This is a genomic window from Mycolicibacterium grossiae (assembly GCF_008329645.1).
GTDB classification, from domain to species: Bacteria; Actinomycetota; Actinomycetes; order Mycobacteriales; family Mycobacteriaceae; genus Mycobacterium; species Mycobacterium grossiae.
In genome coordinates, this window is record NZ_CP043474.1 from 329,388 (window position 1) to 349,088 (window position 19,701).

The window sequence follows — 19,701 nt, forward strand, 5'->3', positions numbered from 1 at the left end:
CGTGGACGCCTCGACCGTCGTCGCGGACGTGATGAACACCTGGCGCGCCGGGATCGACGCCGGCGATCCCGGCCGGGTCGCGGCGGCCTTCACCGCCGACGCCGTGTTCCAGGGCCTGCGCCCCTACGGCGTCGGACGTGACGCCGTACGCGCCTACTACGCCGCCCAGCCCGCCGGCATGACCGTCGGCTACGACATCCTCGAATCACGTCGTCTCGCCGAGGGCGTCGTCACGGGCTACCTGCGGGCGACGTTCGCCTACCGCGACCGCGACGCCGTGACCGTGCACATCGGGGTCGTGCTCGTCCGCGGCGCCGACGGCTGGGCCGTCGCGCAGTACCAGGCGGCGGACGTCCGTTAGAGCACGCTGACGATCGTGATCGTCATCTTGGCGTCGGCGCTGCTGACGTTCTGCTGGTCCCGGGTGGCGAAGGTGAACGTCCACGTGCCGAGGCTGACGAGCCCGGTGATGTCCCACTTCACGCTCTGCAGCGCGGTTTGGTAATCGGCCGTCGATGCCGTCCCCGACAAGGTCAGCGTCCGGGTCGACGAACTCCACGCCGCGGTGATGCCGCTGCCCGCGGGGATCGTCACCGTCAGATTGTCCGAGGCGCCGACGAGCACTCCCCCGGTCACCTTCACCGTCGCCTGGGTGAGCTTGCTCGAGTCGTCGGCGATCGTCAGCTGCGGGTCGAGCGTCTTCGGAAGGGCGCTGCCCGCGAGGGAGATGCTGAGGCTCGACGGCGACAGCGACAGCAGCGGCGCGGCATTGCCGATCACCGAGGCGGTGAACGGTAGCGACGTCCCGGTCAGGTTCTGCTGGTCGGTCACGTCCATCGTGAACGTCCGCAGCCCGAGGAGCGCCGACGTCGTCGTCGCGAACGTGACCGATCGCAGCGCCTGCTGGTACTGCTCGACGGTGGCGGTTCCGGTCAGCGTGAGCACCCCGGTGGCCGCGTCGTAGCTGCCGGTGATGCCGTTGGCCGCCGTGAACGCCAGCGCGTCGCCGGTCTGCCGGCCGCTGGTGATCCGGACCGTCGCCCCCTTGATCTGCGAGGAGTCGTCGGCCACGACGACGAACCGGTCGAGCACCACCGGGTCGTTGCCCGCGACGTACGGAATCGCGTTGAGCAGCGACCCGACGACGAGGGGTGTCTGGTTCGCCAGCACGCTGACCGCCACGGTGCCCGGTAGGCTCGCCGCGCCCTGGACGTCGGTGACCACCACCGTGACCACCCGGATGCCCTGCGTCGCAGCCGAACCCGTGCCGAACGTCACCGCCCGCAGCGCGGCCTGGTAGTCGGCGGCGCTCGCGCTGCCGCTGAGGGTGAGCGTCCCGGTGGCGGCGTCCCAGCTGGCGCCGATGCCGGCCACCGATCCGGTGTAGGCGAGCGTGTCGGCGGCGGTCCGGCCGGTGCCGATGGTCACGGTGGCCCCGGACATCGTGGCCGACGTCAGGTCCGCGACGGTGAGCGTCGGGTCGAGGGCGATCGCCGTCGTCCCGGCATTGTAGGTCCGTCCGAGCGACGTCGTCACCAGCGGCGGCACGTTGACGATCGGCGGCAACGCCACCACGGTGATGGCGACGACGCCGGGCACGCTCGCGACGCCGTCGGCGACGACGGCGATCGTGGCCGACCGCAGACCGGCCAGCGCGGTCGACGACGACGCGAACGTCACCGATCGCAACGCACTCTGGTAGTCCGCGATGCCGGCGGCGCCCGTCAGGGTGAGCGTGCCGGTCGCCGCGTTCCACTGCGACGCGATCCCGGGCACGGTTCCGGTGTAGGCCAGGACGTCGCGGGCGGGGTCGAAGCCGACGCCGCCGAGTGTGACCGTGGCGCTGGTGACCGTCGTCGAGTCGACGTCGACCACCGTCAGCACCGGGTCGAGGACGATGGCGCTCCCCCCCGCGGTGTACAGCTTGACCGCCGACGTGGCGACCACCGACGGCACGTTGCCCGAGGCCGGTATGGACGCCACCGTCACGGTCACGACGCCGGGCAGGCTGGCGGCACCGTCGGCGGTCAGGACGACCGTCACGGTCTTGACGCCCGCGGTCGCGGTGGAGGCGAACGTCACCGACCGCAGCGCGGCCTGGTACTGCGCGACGGTCGCCGCTCCGGTGAGGGTCAGCGTTCCCGTCGCGGCATCCCACGCCGACGTGAGCGGACCCGAGTAGGCGAGGCTGTCGGCCCCGTTGGCATAGCCGGTGCCGATGGTGAGCGTGGCCTTCGTCGCCGTGGTGGAGTCGGCGTCGATGATCGTCATCGCGCCGTCGAGGGTTACCGGTGTGCCGCCGGAGACGTAGAGCTTGACCGGCGTGGTCGCCACGACGGACGGCGCACTGGTGGGTACCGGCAGCGACGCGACGGTGACGGCGACGACGCCGGGCGTGCTCGGAATTCCGTTGGCGGTCAGGACGATCGACACCGTCTTGGCGCCCGCGAGCGCGTCGGAGGCGAACGTGACCGACCGCAGCGCCGCCTGGTAGTCCGCGATCGACGCCGTGCCGCTCAGCACGAGCGTGCCGGTCGCCGCGTCCCAGGTACCGGTGATCGACCCGCTGTCCGCGAACGCCAACCGGTCGGCGCCCTGCACGTAGGTCGGCGAGTCGACGCGGACCGTCGCACCGGTGGCCGTGGTCGAATCCGCGTCGACGATCACGAGATTCGCGTCCAGCGTCACCGGCGAACCCCCGGCGGTGTAGAGCTTGACCGGCGTCGCGGCGACGACCGACGGCACGTTGCCGGACACCGGCAGCGCGGCGACGGTCACGGCCACCGCACCCGGCACGCTGTCGACTCCGTCGGCGGTCACGACGATCGACACGGTCTTCAGGCCGGCCGGCGCCGTGGACGCGAACGTGACGGCGCGCAGCGCCGCCTGGTAGTCCGCGACCGTGCCGGCGCCGGTCAGCGTCAAGGTGCCCGTCGCGGCGTCCCAGCTCTTCGTCAGCGGGCCCGAATAGTTCAGCGCGTCCACGCCGTTGGCGTAGCCGGCGCCGATCGTCACGGTCGCCTTCGTGACGCCCGTGGAGTCGACGTCGATGATCGTCACCGCGCCGTCGAGCACGACCGGTGTCCCGCCGGCGGTGTAGAGCTTCACCTGCGTCGTGGCCACCACGCCCGGCGCGCTCGACGGCGTCGGCAGGGCCAGCACCGTCACGGCCACCGCGCCCGAAACGCTGTCGATGCCGTCCGCGGTGACGACGATCGAGACGGTCTTCAGTCCGGCCGGCGCGGTCGAGGAGAACGTCACCGATCGCAGGGCCGCCTGGTATTCGGTCACCGTGCCGGCACCGGTCAGCGTCAACGTTCCCGTCGCAGCGTCCCAGCTCTTCGTCAGCGGTCCCGAGTAGTTCAGCACGTCGACGCCGTTGGCGTAGCCGGCGCCGATCGTCACGGTCGCCTTCGTGACGCCCGTCGAGTCGACGTCCACGATCGTCACGGTGGCGTCCAGCACCACCGGCGACCCGCCCGAGGTGTACAGCTTCACCGGCGTCGTCGCCACCACACCCGGCGCACTCGTGACCACGGGCAAGGACGCGATGGTCACCGCGACCAGGCCCGGGGCGCTCGCGACGCCGTTGGCGGTCACGACGATCGAGACCGTGCGGACGCCGGCCACCGCGTCGGAGGCGAAGGTCACCGACCGCAGCGCGGCCTGGTAGTCGGCCAGCGACGCGGTGCCGGTGAGCGTCAGGACGCCCGTCTGGGCGTTCCACGATCCGGTGATCGTCGCGGTGTCCGCGAACTGCAGCCGATCGCGCACGGCGTCGTAGGTCGCCGCATCGATGGTGACGGTCGCCGCGGTCGCGGTCGTCGAATCCGCATCGACCAGCGTCACGTTCGCGTCGAGGACCGACGGGGCGCCACCGGAGGTGTACAGCTTCACCGGGGTCGTCGCGACGACCCCGGGCAGGTTGCCCGACACCGGCAGCGCCGCGACGGTCACCGCGACCGCACCCGGCAGGCTGTCGACGCCGTCGGCCGTCACCACGATCGCCACGCTCTTCACCCCGGCCGGGGCGGTCGACGAGAACGTCACCGACCGCAGTGCGGCCTGGTAGTCCGCGACGGTGCCGGCGCCGGTCAGCGTCAGCGTGCCGGTCGTCGCATCCCAGGTCTTCGTCAACGGACCCGAATAATTCAGCACGTCAACGCCATTGGCGTAGCCGGTGCCGATCGTCACCGTGGCCTTGGTGACACCGGTCGAGTCGACGTCGACGATCGTCACCGTGCCGTCGAGCACGACCGGCTGGCCACCGGAGGCGTAGAGCTTCACCGGCGTCGTGGCGATCACGCCGGGTGCGCTCGAGGGCGCCGGAAGGGCTGCCACGGTGACGGCCACCAGACCGGGCGCACTCGGGACGCCGTCGGCGGTCACGACGATCGACACGGTGCGCACACCGGCCGGCGCGGTCGAGGAGAACGTCACCGACCGCAGGGCCGCCTGGTAGTCGGCCACCGTGCCGGCACCGGTCAGCGTCAACGTGCCGGTCGCGGCATCCCAGGTCTTCGTCAACGGACCCCAGTAGTCCAGCACGTCAACGCCGTTGGCGTAGCCGGCGCCGATCGTCACGGTCGCCGTGGTGACCCCCGTCGAGTCGACGTCGATGATCGTCACCGCGCCGTCGAGCACCGTCGGCGTGCCGCCGGACGTGTACAGCTTGACCGGCGTCGTCGCCACGACCGACGGAGCGCTACCGGGCACGGGCAGGGATGCGACGGTGACGGCCACGACGCCGGGAAGGCTGGGCACGCCGTTCGCGGTCAGCACGATCGTCACGGTCTTCAGACCGGCGAGCGCGTCCGAGGCGAACGTCACCGACCGCAGCGCAGCCTGGTAGTCGGCCAGCGACGCCGTGCCGGTCAGCGTCAGCACGCCGGTCGCCGCGTCCCAGGTGCCGGTGATCGCGGCGGTATCCGCGAAGGCCAGCCGGTCGGTCGCGGCGTCGTAGCCGTCGATGCGCACGGTGGCACCGCCGGCCGTCGCCGAATCGGCGTCCACCACGGTGACGTTGGCGTCCAGGGCCACCGGCGCACCGCCGCCGGTGTACAGCTTCACCGGGGTGGTCGCCACGACCGACGGCAGGTTCGCCGCGGCGGGCAGCGTCGCCACCGTGACCGCCACCAGCCCCGGCACGCTGGTCATGCCGTCGGCGGTCACGGTGATGGACACCGTCTTCACGCCGGTGGACGCCTCGGAGGCGAACGTCACCGAGCGCAGGGCGGCCTGGTACTCGGCTACCGAAGCCGTGCCGCTCAACGTGAGCGTCCCGGTCGCCGCATCCCACGTCCCGGTGAGCGGTCCGGTGTAGGCCAGTACGTCGTCGCCGGCGACGTAGCCGCCGATGGTGAGCGTCGCCTTCGTCACGGTGTCGGAGTCGACGTCGACGATCAGGACGGAGCCGTCCAGCACCACGGGCGCACCACCGGAGGTGTACAGCTTCACCGGCGTCGTCGCGACGAGCGATGGGGTGTTCGCGGGCACCGGCAACGACGCGACGGTCACCGCGACCGCACCCGGCAGGCTGTCGACGCCGTCGGCCGTCACGACGATCGTCACGGTCTTCAGCCCAGCCGGCGCCGTCGAGGAGAACGTGACGGTGCGCAGCGCCGCTTGGTAGTCCGCGACGGTGCCGGCGCCGGTCAGCGTCAGCGTGCCGGTCCCGGCGTCCCATGTTCCGGTCAGCGGACCCGAATACGTCAGCACGTCAACGCCGGTCGCGTACCCAGCGCCGATCGTCATCGTGGCCTTGGTGACGCCGGTGGAATCGGCGTCGACGAGGGTGACCGTGCCGTCGAGCACGACCGGCTGGCCTCCGGCGGTGTAGAGCTTCACCGGCGTCGTCGCGACGATCGTCGCCAGGTTGCCGGTCGCCGGCAGCGAGGCCACCGTGACCGCGACGACGCCCATGGTGCTGCCGACGCCGTCGGCGCGCACCTCGATGGCCACGGTCTTGGCCCCGGCAAGCGCATCGGAGGCGAAGGTCACCGTCCGCAGCGCCGCCTGATACTGCGCGATCGTGGCCGCGCCGCTGAGCGTCAGGACGCCGGTCTGGGCGTCCCAACTGCCGGTGATCGACCCGGTGTCGGCGAAGGCCAGCCGGTCCCGGGTCGGGTCGTAACCCGCCGTGACGGTCACCGTCGCACCGGTCGCGGTCGTCGAATCCGCATCGACCAGCGTCACGTTCGCGTCGAGGACCGACGGGGCACCACCGGAGGTGTACAGCTTCACCGGGGTCGTCGCGACGACCCCGGGCAGGTTGCCCGACACCGGCAGCGCCGCGACGGTCACCGCCACGACACCCGGCAGGCTGTCGACGCCGTCGGCCGTCACCACGATCGCCACGCTCTTCACCCCGGCCGGGGCCGTCGACGAGAACGTCACCGACCGCAGGGCCGCCTGGTAGTCCGCAACGGTGCCGGCACCGGTCAGCGTCAGCGTGCCGGTCGTCGCATCCCAGGTCTTCGTCAACGGACCCGAATAATTCAGCACGTCAGAACCATTGGCGTATCCCGTGCCGATCGTCACCGTGGCCTTGGTGACACCGGTCGAGTCGACGTCGACGATCGTCACCGTGCCGTCGAGCACGACCGGCTGGCCACCGGAGGTGTAGAGCTTCACCGGCGTGGTCGCGACGACACCCGGCGCGCTGGTGAGAGCGGGCAGCGTCGCGACCGTCACCGCGACGACGCCGGCCGCGCTGGCGGCGCCGCCGGCGGTCACCACGATCGACACCGTCTTGGCTGCGGCGAGCGCATCGGAGGCGAACGTCACCGACCGCAGCGCCGCCTGATACTCGGCGATCGTGGCCGTGCCGCTGAGCGTCAGGACGCCGGTCTGCGCGTCCCAACTGCCGGTGATCGACCCGGTGTCGGTGAACGCCAGCGCGTCCCGGGCCGGGTCGTAACCCGCCGTGACGGTCACCGTCGCCTTCGTCGCCGTCGGCGAATCCGCATCGAGGACCGTGACGTTGGCGTCGAGGACGACGGGCGCGCCGCCCGCGGTGTAGAGCTTCACGGGGGTGGTGGCGACCACGGGCGGTGCGGTGGTCGGGACCGGCAGGGCGGCCACCGTCACCGCGATGGCGCCGGCGGCACTGTCGACGCCGTCGGCCGTGAGGACGATCGTCACCGTCCTCACCCCGACGAGGGCCGTCGAGCTGAGCGTGACGGAACGCAGCGCCGCCTGATACTCGGCGACGGACGCGGTGCCGGTAAGGGTGAGGACGCCGGCTTGCCCGTTCCAGGTGCCGCTGATCGACGCGGTGTCGACGAAGGACAGCCGGTCGGTCAGTTGGCTGTAGGTGAGCGGATCGAAGCGGACGATCGCACCCGTCGCGGTGGTCGAGTCCGCGTCGACGATGGTGACGTTCGCGTCCAGCGTCACGGGCGCGCCGCCGCCGGTGTACAGCTTCACCGGCGTCGTCGCCACGACCGACGGCAGATTCCCCGACACCGGCAGTGCGGCGACCGTCACCGCCACCAGACCGGGTGCGCTGTCGACGCCGTCGGCGGTCACCACGATCGACACCGTCTTGACACCCACCGACGCCGTCGAGGCGAAGGTCACCGACCGCAGCGCCGCCTGGTAGTCGGCCAGCGTTCCCGCGCCCGTCAGCGTCAGGGTGCCGGTCTGGGCATCCCACGCCTTGGTCAGCGGCCCGGAATAAGCAAGCGTGTCAACGCCGTTCGAATAGCCGGCGATGGTCACGGTCGCCTTGGTGACCGACGTCGAGTCGACGTCGACGATCGTCACCGTGCCGTCGAGCACGACCGGCTGGCCACCGGAGGTGTAGAGCTTCACCGGCGTCGTGGCGACCACGCCCGGCGCGCTCGAGGGCACCGGAAGGGCCGCCACGGTGACGGCCACCAGACCGGGCGCACTCGGGACGCCGTCGGCGGTCACGACGATCGACACGGTGCGCACACCGGCAGGGGCGTCGGAGGCGAACGTCACCGACCGCAGCGCGGCCTGATAGTCGGCGACCGTTCCAGCGCCGGTCAACGTCAACGTGCCGCTCGCGGCATCCCACGTGCCGGTCAGCGGACCCGTGTAGCCCAGCCTGTCGACGCCGGCGACGTAGCCACCGATGGTCATCGCGGCCTGCGAGACGGTGGTCGAGTCGGCGTCGACGATGGTGACGTTTCCGTCCAGCGTCACCGGCGCACCACCTGCGGTGTACAGCTTCACCGGGGTCGTCGCCACGACCGACGGCAAATTCCCCGACATCGGCAATGCGGCGACCGTCACTGCCACCAGACCGGGCGCACTCTGCACGCCGTCGGCCGTCACCACGATCGACACCGTCTTGACACCCACCGACGCCGTCGAGGCGAACGTCACCGACCGCAGCGCCGCCTGGTAGTCCGCCAGCGTTCCCGCGCCCGTCAGCGTCAGGGTGCCGGTCTGGGCATCCCACGTCTTCGTCAGCGGCCCCGAATAGTTCAGCGCATCATCGCCGTTGACGTATCCGCCGATCGTCACCGTCGCCTTGGTCACGGTCCCGGAGTCGACGTCGATTAGCGTCACCGTGCCGTCGAGCACGACCGGCTGGCCACCGGAGGTGTACAGCTTCACCGGCGTCGTCGCCACCACCGACGGCGCACTCGACGGCACCGGAAGCGCGGCCACCGTCACCGCGACGAGGCCGGGCACACTGGTTTCCCCGTCGGCGGTGACGGTGATCGACACCGTCTTGACCCCGGCCAGGGCGTCGGAGGCGAACGTCACCGACCGCAGCGCGGCCTGGTACTCGGCAAGGGACGCGGTACCGCTCAAGGTCAAGGTCCCGGTGGCCGCATCCCACGTCCCGGTGATGGTGGCCGTGTCCGAGAACGCCAGCCGGTCGGTCACCCCGTCGTAGCCACCGATGCGCAGCGTCGCACCACTGGCCGTGGTCGAATCCGCGTCGGCCAGGACGAGGTTGGCGTCGAGGACCGCGGGCGTGCCACCGCTGGTGTAGAGCTTCACCGGCGTCGTGGCGACCACCGGGCGCAGATTGCCCAGGACGGGCAGTGCGGCCACGGTGACGGCGATGACGCCGGCGAGGCTGGTGACGCCGTCCGCGGCCACGGTCATCGACACGGTCTTCACGCCGACGAGCGCGTCCGAGGCGAACGTCACCGACCGCAGCGCGGCCTGGTACTCCGCGAGGGACGCGTCCCCGATCAGCGTCAGGGTGCCGGTGGCCACGTCCCAGGTCCCGGTGATGGCGGCGGTGTTCGCGAAGGCCAGCCGGTCCGTCGCGGCGTCGTAGCCGTCGATGCGCACGGTCGCACCGCCGGCCGTGGTCGAATCCGGGTCGAGGAGTGTGACGTTCGCATCGAGGACCACCGGCGTGCCGCCGGCGGTGTACAGCTTCACCGGCGTCGTCGCCACCACCGACGGCAGGTTGCCGGGTACCGGTAGCGCCGCGACCGTGACGGCGACCAGTCCGGGGAGGCTGGTCTGCCCGTCGGCGGTGACGGTGATCGACACCGTCTTGACCCCGGCCAGGGCGTCGGAGGCGAACGTCACCGACCGCAGCGCGGCCTGGTACTCGGCAAGGGACGCGGTACCGCTCAAGGTCAAGGTCCCGGTGGCCGCATCCCACGTCCCGGTGATGGTGGCCGTGTCCGAGAACGCCAGCCGGTCGGTCACCGCGTCGTAGCCACCGATGCGCAGCGTCGCACCACTGGCCGTGGTCGAATCCGCGTCGGCCAGGACGAGGTTGGCGTCGAGGACCGCGGGCGTGCCACCGCTGGTGTAGAGCTTCACCGGCGTCGTGGCGACCACCGGGCGCAGATTGCCCAGGACGGGCAGTGCGGCCACGGTGACGGCGATGACGCCGGCGAGGCTGGTGACGCCGTCCGCGGCCACGGTCATCGACACGGTCTTCACGCCGACGAGCGCGTCCGAGGCGAACGTCACCGACCGCAGCGCGGCCTGGTACTCCGCGAGGGACGCGTCCCCGATCAGCGTCAGGGTGCCGGTGGCCACGTCCCAGGTCCCGGTGATGGCGGCGGTGTTCGCGAAGGCCAGCCGGTCCGTCGCGGCGTCGTAGCCGTCGATGCGCACGGTCGCACCGCCGGCCGTGGTCGAATCCGGGTCGAGGAGTGTGACGTTCGCATCGAGGACCACCGGCGTGCCGCCGGCGGTGTACAGCTTCACCGGCGTCGTGGCCACCACGCCCGGCGCACTCGACGGCACCGGCAGCGCGGCCACCGTGACGCCGATCAGTCCGGGCAGGCTGGTGACGCCGTCGGCGGTCAGCACGATCGACACCGTCCGCACTCCCGCGAGCGCGTCGGACGCGAACGTCACCGACCGCAGCGCGGCCTGGTACTCCGCGAGTGACGCGTCCCCGGTCAGCGTCAAGGTGCCGGTGGCCGCATCCCACGTCCCGCTGATGGTTGCCGTGTTCGCGAACGCCAACCGGTCGGTCACCGCGTCGTAGCCGCCGATGCGCACCGTCGCACCGGTCGCGGCGGTCGAATCCGCATCCACCAGCGTCACGTTGGCGTCGAGGACCGACGGCGTCCCGCCACCGGTGTAGAGCTTCACCGGGGTCGTCGCCACCACCGCGGGTAGGTTCCCGTTCCCCGGAAGCGCGGCGATCGTCACCGCGACGAGCCCGGGCACGCTCGGCACGTCGTCGGCGGTCACCACGATCGACACCGTCCGCAGCCCCACCGGCGACGTCGAGGCGAACGTCACCGAGCGCAGCGCCGCCTGATACTGGGCGACCGACGCGGTTCCGCTCAGCGTCAGCACGCCCGTGGCCGCGTCCCAGGACGACTGCAGCGGACCCGAATACGCCAGCGTGTCAGCGTCGTTGACGTAACCGCCGATCGTGACGGTCGCCTTCGTGGCGTTCGCCGAGTCGACGTCGACGATCGTCACCGCGGCGTCCAACACCACCGCCGTCCCGCCCGAGGTGTACAGCTTCACCGGCGTCGTGGCCACCACCGACGGCGCACTCGACGGCACCGGCAGCGCGGCCACCGTCACGCCGATCAGTCCGGGCAGGCTGGTGACGCCGTCGGCGGTCACGGTGATCGACACCGTCTTGACCCCGATCGGCGCATCCGAGGCGAACGTCACGGACCGCAGCGCCGCCTGGTACGCGGCGATCGATGCAGCCCCGGTGAGGGTGAGCGTGCCGGTGGTCGCATTCCACGTCCCGGTGATCGTCGCGGTGTCGGCGAAGGCCAGCCGATCGGAGCCGGGCGCGTAGCCGAGTGCGTCGATGCGCACCGTGGCACCGGTCGCCGTGAGCGAATCCGCGTCCACCAGCGTCACGTTCGCGTCGAGGACCACCGGAGTCCCGCCGGCGGTGTAGAGCTTCACCGGCGTGGTGGCCACGACCGACGGGAGATTCGTCGGTACCGGCAGCGACGCCACCGTCACCGCGACCAGACCCGGCAGGCTGGTGACGCCGTCGGCGGTCACGGTGACCGAGACCGTCTTGACCCCGACGAGCGCGTCGGAGGCGAACGTCACCGACCGCAGCGCCGCCTGGTACGCGGCGACCGACGCGACGCCCGTCAGCGTCAGGGTGCCGGCCTGGGCGTCCCACGATCCGGTGATCGCCGCGGTGTCCGCGAACGCCAGCCGGTCGGTGCCTGCCACGTAGGTCAGCGGGTCCAGGCGCAGTACGGCCTTCGTCGCAGTGGTCGAGTCCGCGTCCACGATGGTCAGATTGGCGTCCAGCACCACCGGCGTTCCGCCCGCGGTGTACAGCTTCACCGGCGTCGTCGCGACCACCGACGGGATGCTCCCGGGCAATCCGAGGACGGTGACGGCCACCAGCCCGGGCAGGCTCGTCCCGTCGAGCGCGTCGGTCGCGGTGATGGACACCGTCCGCAGGCCGATGAGCGCCGTCGACGATGTGCCGAACGTGACGGCTCGCAGCGCCGCCTGGTACTGGGCGACGGTGGCTTCGCCCGAGAGGGTGAGCGTGCCGGTCGCGGCGTCGTAGGCCGCCACGATCGGATTGCCCGTCAGCGGCGCGTAGGACAGCGTGTCCCCGGGCGTGAAGCCGGCGCCGATCGTCACGGTGGCGCCCGTGAGGGTCGACGAGTCGAGGTCGACCACGGTGAGCAGCGGGTTGAGCGGGTTCGGTGGGCTCCCCGCGGTGACGACGGGGCCCACCGGAACGGTGACGACGAGCGGTGGCGCGTTGACGCCCAGCATCGTGACGGCGACGAGCGCGGGCAGGCTGGTCAGGTTCTGCTTGTCCGTGACGGCGATGAGGACGGCCTTGGCGCCGACGAGCGTCGCGGCGGTGGACGCGAACGTCACCGAGCGCAGTGCGGCCTGGTACTGCGCGGCGGTCGCCTCGCCGGACAGCACGAGCACGCCGTTGGTGGCATCCCACGTGGCCGTGATCGGGTTGCCCGCGATGGGGGTGTACGCGAGGACGTCACCCTGGGTGTAGCCGACGCCGATCTTCACCGTCGCGCCGGACATGGTGGGTGAGTCGACGTCGGTGACGAGGAGACCGGAGTCGAGGACGACGGGTCCACTGTTCGGCGTCACGACCGGTCCGACCACCGTCGTCACGACCACGGGCGGTAGGCCGATCGCCGATCCGACGACCGTCACCGGCACGGTCTTGACGATGGTGTCGGGCTGCGCGAGCCCGACGAAGCGGGCGATGCACTCGAACACGTTCTGCACCAGGCCGAAGATGCCGGGGAGGTGCATGTCCGGCCCGTCGGTGATGGTGATCTGGAACGAGTCGACGATGCCGCCGGCCGGAACGGGCGCGTTGGGCGTGTAGGTGTAGGTGCCGTTGCCGTTGATCACGACGGTGCCGAACTGGCCCTGCGTGGTCACCGTGGCAGTCAACGGGTCGCCGTTGGGGTCGATGGCGTTCAGGTTGCCGGTGACGACGCCGGTGAGCGATTGCCCCGTCTGCACCGGGACGGCGACCGGGCTGCGGTTGAAGAAGGTGTGGGTGATCTCGCGGCGGACCCACGCCAGGACGGCCCACAGGCTCGGCAGCTGCGCCGGGGCGCCCGGCCCGGGGTAGAGGAACGGCGACAGCAGCGATCCCACGAATCCGGTGAACATGTTGACCACCGCGCCGGGAACCGCGAGCAGCGCCGAGATGGGGTCGGTGGGCAGCGCGGGCACGGCCTGCGGGGTGACGGCGGTGCTCAGCGCGAACGTCGTGGGCGCCGATCCCGTGGCCGCCATGTCCGTGGCCGTAGATCTCGTGGCCGCATGGGCGGCCGGCTCATCGGCTCTGTTCACAGCGGTCGGCGAAACCGATTGCGGCGCAGCCGTATCGACGTGTTCGGGCGTGGCCGTGGCCTGGGGCGGACCGTCGGAGCCGTGGGTCGCCGGCTGCGGCGAGGTGACCTCGGTCGACGCGACCGGCGCGTCGACGGGCTCCGCCGGGGTATCGGTCGCCGGCTCGACCGGCGTCTCGGTCACCGGCTCGACCGGCGCCGCCTCGGCGGACGCCGGATCGACGGCGTCGGCCGGGTCCGCAGACGTCCCCGACGTGCCGCCGGTGGTCGGCCCCGCGCTCGCCGCACCGTCGGTGGCCGCACCGGCGGCGCCGGTTCCGTGAGTGGAGGTGTGTGCTCCGCCCGAACTGCTGACGTTCATGGCGGGAACGTCGTTCGAGCCCACCGCCGAACCGTCCGCCGACGACCCACCCGATGCGCTCGACGATGACGTGCCGACGGACGCCGTGGCGGTCGACGTCTGCGACGTCGACGCCGTTCCTCCTGCCGACGTCGGGCCCGTGACCGTCGAGTCCTTGCCCGCACCGGTGGCGCTACCGCCGGACGCGCCGCTCGACGCCGCCGTGCCGCCGGAGGAGTCCGAATCCGCATCGGTGTCGGCGTGGGCGAGGCCGGGGTTGGTGGCGATCGCCATGCCGACGCCGAGTGACACCGCGAGCGCGCCGACGCGACCAACGTAGCGGGCGTAGCTGGTCGTCACCTTGATGGCGTGCCGGCGCCGTTCGGCTCCGGGCGGCCCGTCGTCGAGCAATTCCCTGGCCGCCCAGACGCCGGGGCGGGCCCCGGTGCTTAGCGCATGGTTCACGCGATGGGTGTTGGCGCACATGTCGTTCGTCCCCGGCTGTCGTCTCCGGATACGGCGCACGTGCTGCTCCGAAGGTGCTCCTTCCGCCGGATCCACTCGTTGCTGAATGACGCCGACAGGCACTGATTGTCGCGAGCGTAAACGGGAGAGGGCCGGCCGCCCGATATTTTCGCCAACGTCAGCATATTTTCCTTGCATACGCAACGAACATGCAAAGTCAGCCACGGCGGCATGGACCGCGATGCCAGGTGAAAGCGTTTTTGACGGTGACGACGGTTACCGTAGAGGGACCACCTTTACCCGATGGGGCGGCGCCGGGCGTCGGCGGCGTGGGCGATGTGGCGGCCGCGAAGGCGTAACCCCGACCGCTTCGTACCCATCCGGTCGGCGATGCCGGAAGGCGACCGACGGCGTTGCTCGACGACCGCGCGCGTCAGCTCAGCGCGGGGATGACCTCGCGGGCGAACAGGTCGATTCCCGAGCGGTCGTAGGCCGCCTCGGGGAAGTAGAGGATGGCGTAGTCGCATCCGAGATCACGCAGGCGCGTCAGCCGCTCGACGACCTGCTCGGGTGTCCCGCTGGCCGAGTCCGGCGACGTTGCGGTGGCGAGCATGCCGTCGACCGCGGCCGGGTCCGCCTTCGCGGACTGACGCGCCCGGATGCGCTCGACGCGGTCGCGGACCTCGTCCTCCGTGGTCGCGAGAATCGAGTTGAGGTTGGCCGATCGCACGATTGCGTCGAAGTCGGTCCCGACGTCGCGGCAGTGCGAGGCGAGTACCTCGGACTTGTGCCGGAAGCCCTCCGGCTCGGCCGTGAAGTTCGTGTACTGCGCGTACTTGGCGGCGATCTTCAGCGTCACCTTCTCGCCGCCGCCGGCAATCCACAGCGGAGGTCCACCGTCCTGCAACGGCTTCGGCGCGACGATGGCGTCCTTCACCTGGTAGTACCTACCGTCCAGAGTGGCCCGGCCGGCACGCCAGGCGTCCCGCATGATCTGGACGCCCTCGTCGAGGCGGCCGAGGCGCTCTCCGGCCGAGGGGAAGCCGTAGCCGTAGGCCTCCCACTCGTGCTGGTACCAGCCGCCGCCGATGCCCATCTGGACTCGACCGCCGGAGATGACGTCCGCCGTTGCCGCCACCTTGGCCAGGTAGGCGGGGTTGCGGTAGCCCATCGCGGTGCACATCTGCCCCAGCTTCACTCGGGAGGTCACCGCCGCGTAGGCCGACATCAGGGACCACGCCTCGTGGGTCGCCTCGTCGGTGGGCACCGGCACGGTGTGGAAGTGGTCGTACACCCACACCGAATCCCAGGGGCCGTCGTCGGCGTACTGCGCGAGACCGCGCATGACCTGCCACTGCTCGGCCGGCGGAATGTCGACGAGGTCGAGCCGCCACCCCTGCGGGATGAAGAGTCCGAAGCGCACGGAGAGCCACTCTAGGCCGGTCGGCGGCCGGCCGTCGATGCCTCGCACAGGCGCCGTCCAGGGTCGCTCGATCCCCGCATCGGGGCCGGCGGCGGGCAATCATCCCTTTCGGACGAATGTTGGCTGGCGGGCCGAAGTGGGCCACACTTGGTTACACTCATGTCGATTCACCGCTGCACCCGGCTGCACCCAATCTTTCGAGGATTCCTATGACCGTTCGCGTCAGGCGACTCGTGCTGGGGCTGATCTCCGGATCCGCCATGGCCATCGCCCCTCTCGCGTTGTCGACGGTGGTCGTCCCCGCGACGGCAAACGCCGACCAATGCACCAGCGCCCAGCGTTCCGGCGCCGAGCCCAAGAACGGCTGCGACAACCGCGGCGACGCGAAGCCCCAGGGCGTCACGTGCAAGGACGGCCAGATCGTCGACGAGCAGAACGGCAAGTGCGTCGCCCTGCTCGACGGCATCAGCAAGCAGCTGCAGGCGCTGCCTCCCCCACCGGCCCTGGCTGGTGGCGGCGGGGGTGGCCTCGGCGGCATCCCGTCCCTGGGCGCGATTCCCTCCCTCGGCACGGTGACCCCGACCCTGGTGCTGCCGAGCGTCGGCCTCGACGTCGTGCCGGACCTGAGCATCAACCCCGACCTGGGCCTCGGCGGTCTGGCTGCCGCCGGTGCCGCGGGCGCGGTCGGCAATGCGCTGCCGGCGATCGGCGCGCCCTCGCTGCCGGCGCCGCCCGCCATCAATCCCCTCAACCCGCTGGGGCTCCCGCCCCCACCGGATCTGACCCCGGGCATTCCGTTCATCTGAGCGGCGACCGACGACGAAGCGGCGGCGACCATGTGGTCGCCGCCGCTTCGTCGTCGTGGGGGCCGTGTCGTCGTCGGGGCCGTGTCGAGGCGTGCCCTCGACGGTGCACTACGCCACCAGCGGCACCGCCGGCCGGCAGCGCGACATCGCCGCATGCAGCAGCGCGTCGTGCACCGCGAGCGCCGACAGCACATGTCGCACGCCTTGCCATCCGCACGTGCAGGAGCCATGGGAGCGGAGACGTCCGCGGGTGACGACGGCCAGACCGCGGTGATGCTCGCGCGCACCGTTGCGACGCAGCGCATGGACGCCTCGGTGGCCGACGCGCTGCATGTTCGCGTCGAGCAGGGGGCCGGGGCGACCGACGTTAGCCACGTTCAGCATGGTTGCCAAAAGTAGCAGTGGTGTCCCGGAATTGGGACGCAACGCTGCATTCGTCATTTTCTCTCGGAGGTTACGGAACGCGCAGATGGCAAAGGAGGAGACGTTCGCTACGCACCCGACAATGGAAAGCCGTGCCGCCGCTCGGTTTTCGGCGGACGTGCTCGATCAATGACCACCGTCGCAGCTCCGTTCGCGAAAAGACCATCGTCGCGTCGCACTTCGCCCGAGACCGCGACGTGGACGTGCGCGAAGGGCATTTCCTGCAATTCGGGGAAAGGGTATGCGGCTTTGCTACGCCGCACGGATTCGTCCCCGCACACACGCGCCGGTAGCGTGCCGTGGGTGGCGCGCTCACTCGATCTCACCGCCGAATCCCCGCATCCCATCGAGCGGATCCGCGCGGCCTTCGACGACGAGGGGTACTGGCAGTACCGGTTGCACGCCTTCGGCATCGGCGCACCGACTCTCGACGAACTCGCCGTGACCGCCACCGGCACGGCCGTCGCCATGACGATGCGGTTCACCGCCGATCAACTTCCCGGGCCCGTGCAGAAGTTGCGCCTGGGCGGCATCCACGTGGTGCAGCGCGAGCAGTGGACCCCCGTCGCAGGCGGCCGCGCGCGGGGTGACATCACCGTCGATGCACTCAAGACGCCGATCGCGGGACACGGATTCGTCGATCTGGCAGCGGCCGGCGACGGCACCCACCTCTCGGGCACCGCGCGCGTGAATGTCTCGGTGCCGCTCGTCGGCGGCGCCATCGCCGGGTTCCTCGCGGGCCAGCTCGCCAACGGCATCCTCGACATCGTCCGCGTCACCGATAGCTGGTTGTCGGGCACCTGAACCCGTCACCGGCCGGCGCTACCGTGGCGCCATGGCACTCCCCCTCGCAGACCGCGAAGAATTCCTCGCCGAACCCCACGTCGCCGCCCTTTCCGTGGCGGCAGGCGCCGACCGTGCACCGCTGACGGTGCCCATCTGGTATCAATACTCGCCCGGCGGCCAGCCGTGGGTGCTCACCGGAACCGGCTCGCGCAAGCACCGGCTGATCGAGGCGGCGGGCCGCTTCACGCTGATGGTCGAACGGGTGGAACCGACCACGCGCTACGTGTCCGTGTCGGGCGACGTCAGCCGCATCGAGCCGGGCACCGACGCGCACCTGGAGGAGATGACGCGCCGCTACCTCTCCGGTGACGCCGCCGACCGCTACCTCGCCTTCGCCCGGGAGCACCTCGGGGAGCACGTCGTCATCGCTCTCGAGCCGCAGCAGTGGCTGTCAGCGGACATGGGCGCGTTCTGATTCAGGCGACGCCCATGCCGGATCCGCTCGGTCTCGTCCCAGGATGTGGACGCCAGGAAATCGTCGCGCGCTCGTCCCGCGGGACGCCGTGGACACCGCAACCCGAGACGCGTCCGAAGGTTGCCGTGCCGGATCGATCAAGATCATCGTCCGGGCATTCTTCCGTCACGAACCGCGCACAGGGCGTTAACCAGCGGCTTTCAGTGCGTTGATCTTGATCGAGTGCAGCAACTACAGGAAACCGCAAAGTGGCAGCCACTGCCTCGTGGCGCCATGAGCCACTTCGCCGAAACGGCTCGAGTCGCGAACTTACCCATGGGTAAGTTGCCGCTGCCCGGGGGACCGTTGAAGTGAAGGGATGTCGAACCGACCATGTCCATGCAACTGGCCTTGAGGCCGTACGTCACTGCAGGCGTCGCGATCGTCGGCGCGAGCGTCATCGCCGTGACGCCCATCGCGCCGCACCCGACGATGCCGGACCTGCGGCTGACCGCAGCCATCGACAATCCGGTCGCGGTGTTCGCGCCCGTCGTGTCCGCGGCGGGCAGCTGGCTGGACGGCGTGGTCAGGGCCGAGGTCGCCGACCCCTTTCCGATCCTCGCGCAGATCTTCCGCAATCAGCAGTACACCGTCGGCCAGATCGTCGCGTCGTTGAACGGCGCACGCGAAGGACTCCAGGGCATCGCCACGGGCCTGCCCGCGACGCTGCAGGCCGCGGGCGCACTGATCGCCGCGGGCGACATCAACGGCGCGATCAACAAGGTCATGAGTGACGGTCTGGCCCCCATCACGGCGCTCATCTTCAACACGTGGACTCCGCTGCAACCTGCGCTGCAGCGGCCCTTCGCCGTCCTCCAGGCCATGGTGCCGGCCCTCTTCGACGCCGGCCTCGCCCTGGTGCTCGGCACGATCAGCTCGACCGTGGGGCTCGGCTTCGTCTTCGGCGCACCGCCGTTCGTGCAACAACTGGTGACCGCCACGCAGAACGTGCTGGGCGCCATCGCCACGCTCGACCCGGTCAACGTCATCAACGCCATTCAGCACGGGATCGCCGACATTGCGCAGAACGCGATCGACCAGCTGCACACTTTCACCGACGTCGGCGGCACCATCGACGCCATCCGCAACGCCATCCTCAACGCGCTGCAGACCCCTGCCGCCGGCGCCGTGGTCACCGCCGCAGCGGGCAGCGCGGCCATCGCCGCGGTCCCCGACGTCTCGGCAACCCTCGTCGGCGTCTCCACGCCCGACGCGCCCGCCCGGGACGCCGCAGCCCCGGGGGCCGAGTCACCCCTCGCCGCGACTCCGTCCGCACCGGACGCCGTGACGGACGACGCCGCCACCGGAGAACCGGAGACCACCGCGACCGACCCGGTCGCCACGGAGGTTCCGCTCGCCGCCGACGCGCCGACCGAGGCGGTGGGCGCCGAGAGTCCGGTAGCCGACGGGGCCACCAGGGAGGAGGCCGGCGCGAGCGACGCGACGAGCGCGCCGAAGGGCTCCACCACGGTGGTCCGCGACAGCACCAAGGCCGTACCCGGCGCCGCGAACCCGGGTGTCGCGACGAACCCGACGACGGGCCACACCGGTGCGTCGACCACCGCCGGTGCCTCGAGCACGGACACGACGGACGCCGGCGACACCAGCGACGGCCCAGCCAAGGACCCGGGCGCCAAGGACCCGGGCGCCAAGGACTCGGGCACCGGGGGCGCCGAGGCCGCCTGACGCCGCGT

At 71.1% G+C, this 19,701-nt stretch carries 8 protein-coding genes; 5 read left to right on the forward strand and 3 right to left on the reverse strand.

The window, feature by feature from the left end:
* The first annotated feature begins 1 nt into the window (after position 1).
* Positions 2-361, forward strand: a complete 360-nt coding sequence (locus FZ046_RS01690; protein WP_125939802.1) for a Cif family virulence factor — start codon at positions 2-4, stop codon at positions 359-361.
* On the opposite strand, the gene FZ046_RS01695 is transcribed toward FZ046_RS01690, so the two are convergent.
* Positions 358-14,055, reverse strand: coding sequence for a cadherin-like domain-containing protein (locus FZ046_RS01695; protein ID WP_149484173.1), 13,698 nt, complete (start codon positions 14,053-14,055; stop codon positions 358-360). The genes FZ046_RS01690 and FZ046_RS01695 overlap by 4 nt on opposite strands.
* A 433-nt stretch (positions 14,056-14,488) precedes the next feature.
* A complete protein-coding gene (locus FZ046_RS01700; protein WP_070354765.1) occupies positions 14,489-15,478 on the reverse strand; it encodes an LLM class F420-dependent oxidoreductase in 990 nt (329 codons plus the stop codon).
* Positions 15,479-15,687: 209 nt separating this feature from the next.
* Here FZ046_RS01700 and FZ046_RS01705 point away from each other — a divergent pair, with 209 nt between their 5' ends.
* Positions 15,688-16,284 carry a hypothetical protein gene (locus FZ046_RS01705; protein WP_125939804.1) on the forward strand — a complete coding sequence of 199 codons (597 nt, stop codon included), beginning with the start codon at positions 15,688-15,690 and terminating at the stop codon, positions 16,282-16,284.
* A 108-nt stretch (positions 16,285-16,392) separates the two neighbouring features.
* On the opposite strand, the gene FZ046_RS01710 is transcribed toward FZ046_RS01705, so the two are convergent.
* Positions 16,393-16,668, reverse strand: a complete 276-nt coding sequence (locus tag FZ046_RS01710) for a hypothetical protein (RefSeq protein ID WP_125939805.1) — start codon at positions 16,666-16,668, stop codon at positions 16,393-16,395.
* Between the two features lie 342 nt (positions 16,669-17,010).
* Between FZ046_RS01710 and FZ046_RS01715 the strand changes: the two genes are divergently transcribed.
* The 3 genes from FZ046_RS01715 (at position 17,011) to FZ046_RS01725 (ending at position 19,693) form a co-directional block, all read left to right on the forward strand.
* A complete protein-coding gene (locus tag FZ046_RS01715) occupies positions 17,011-17,511 on the forward strand; it encodes a DUF2505 domain-containing protein (RefSeq protein WP_070354786.1) in 501 nt (166 codons plus the stop codon).
* Between the two features lie 31 nt (positions 17,512-17,542).
* Positions 17,543-17,968, forward strand: a complete 426-nt coding sequence (locus FZ046_RS01720) for a pyridoxamine 5'-phosphate oxidase family protein (RefSeq protein ID WP_070354767.1) — start codon at positions 17,543-17,545, stop codon at positions 17,966-17,968.
* Between the two features lie 372 nt (positions 17,969-18,340).
* Positions 18,341-19,693, forward strand: a complete 1,353-nt coding sequence (locus tag FZ046_RS01725) for a hypothetical protein (RefSeq protein ID WP_070354768.1) — start codon at positions 18,341-18,343, stop codon at positions 19,691-19,693.
* Positions 19,694-19,701 lie beyond the last annotated feature (8 nt).

What these genes read in the sequence shown, in the direction of transcription:
- FZ046_RS01705 (WP_125939804.1), top strand. Translation starts at nt 15,688, where the DNA reads ATGACCGTTCGCGTCAGGCGACTCGTGCTGGGGCTGATCTCCGGATCC.
- FZ046_RS01720 (WP_070354767.1), top strand. Translation starts at nt 17,543, where the DNA reads ATGGCACTCCCCCTCGCAGACCGCGAAGAATTCCTCGCCGAACCCCAC.
- FZ046_RS01725 (WP_070354768.1), top strand. Translation starts at nt 18,341, where the DNA reads ATGTCCATGCAACTGGCCTTGAGGCCGTACGTCACTGCAGGCGTCGCG.
- FZ046_RS01710 (WP_125939805.1), bottom strand. Translation starts at nt 16,668, where the DNA reads ATGCTGAACGTGGCTAACGTCGGTCGCCCCGGCCCCCTGCTCGACGCG.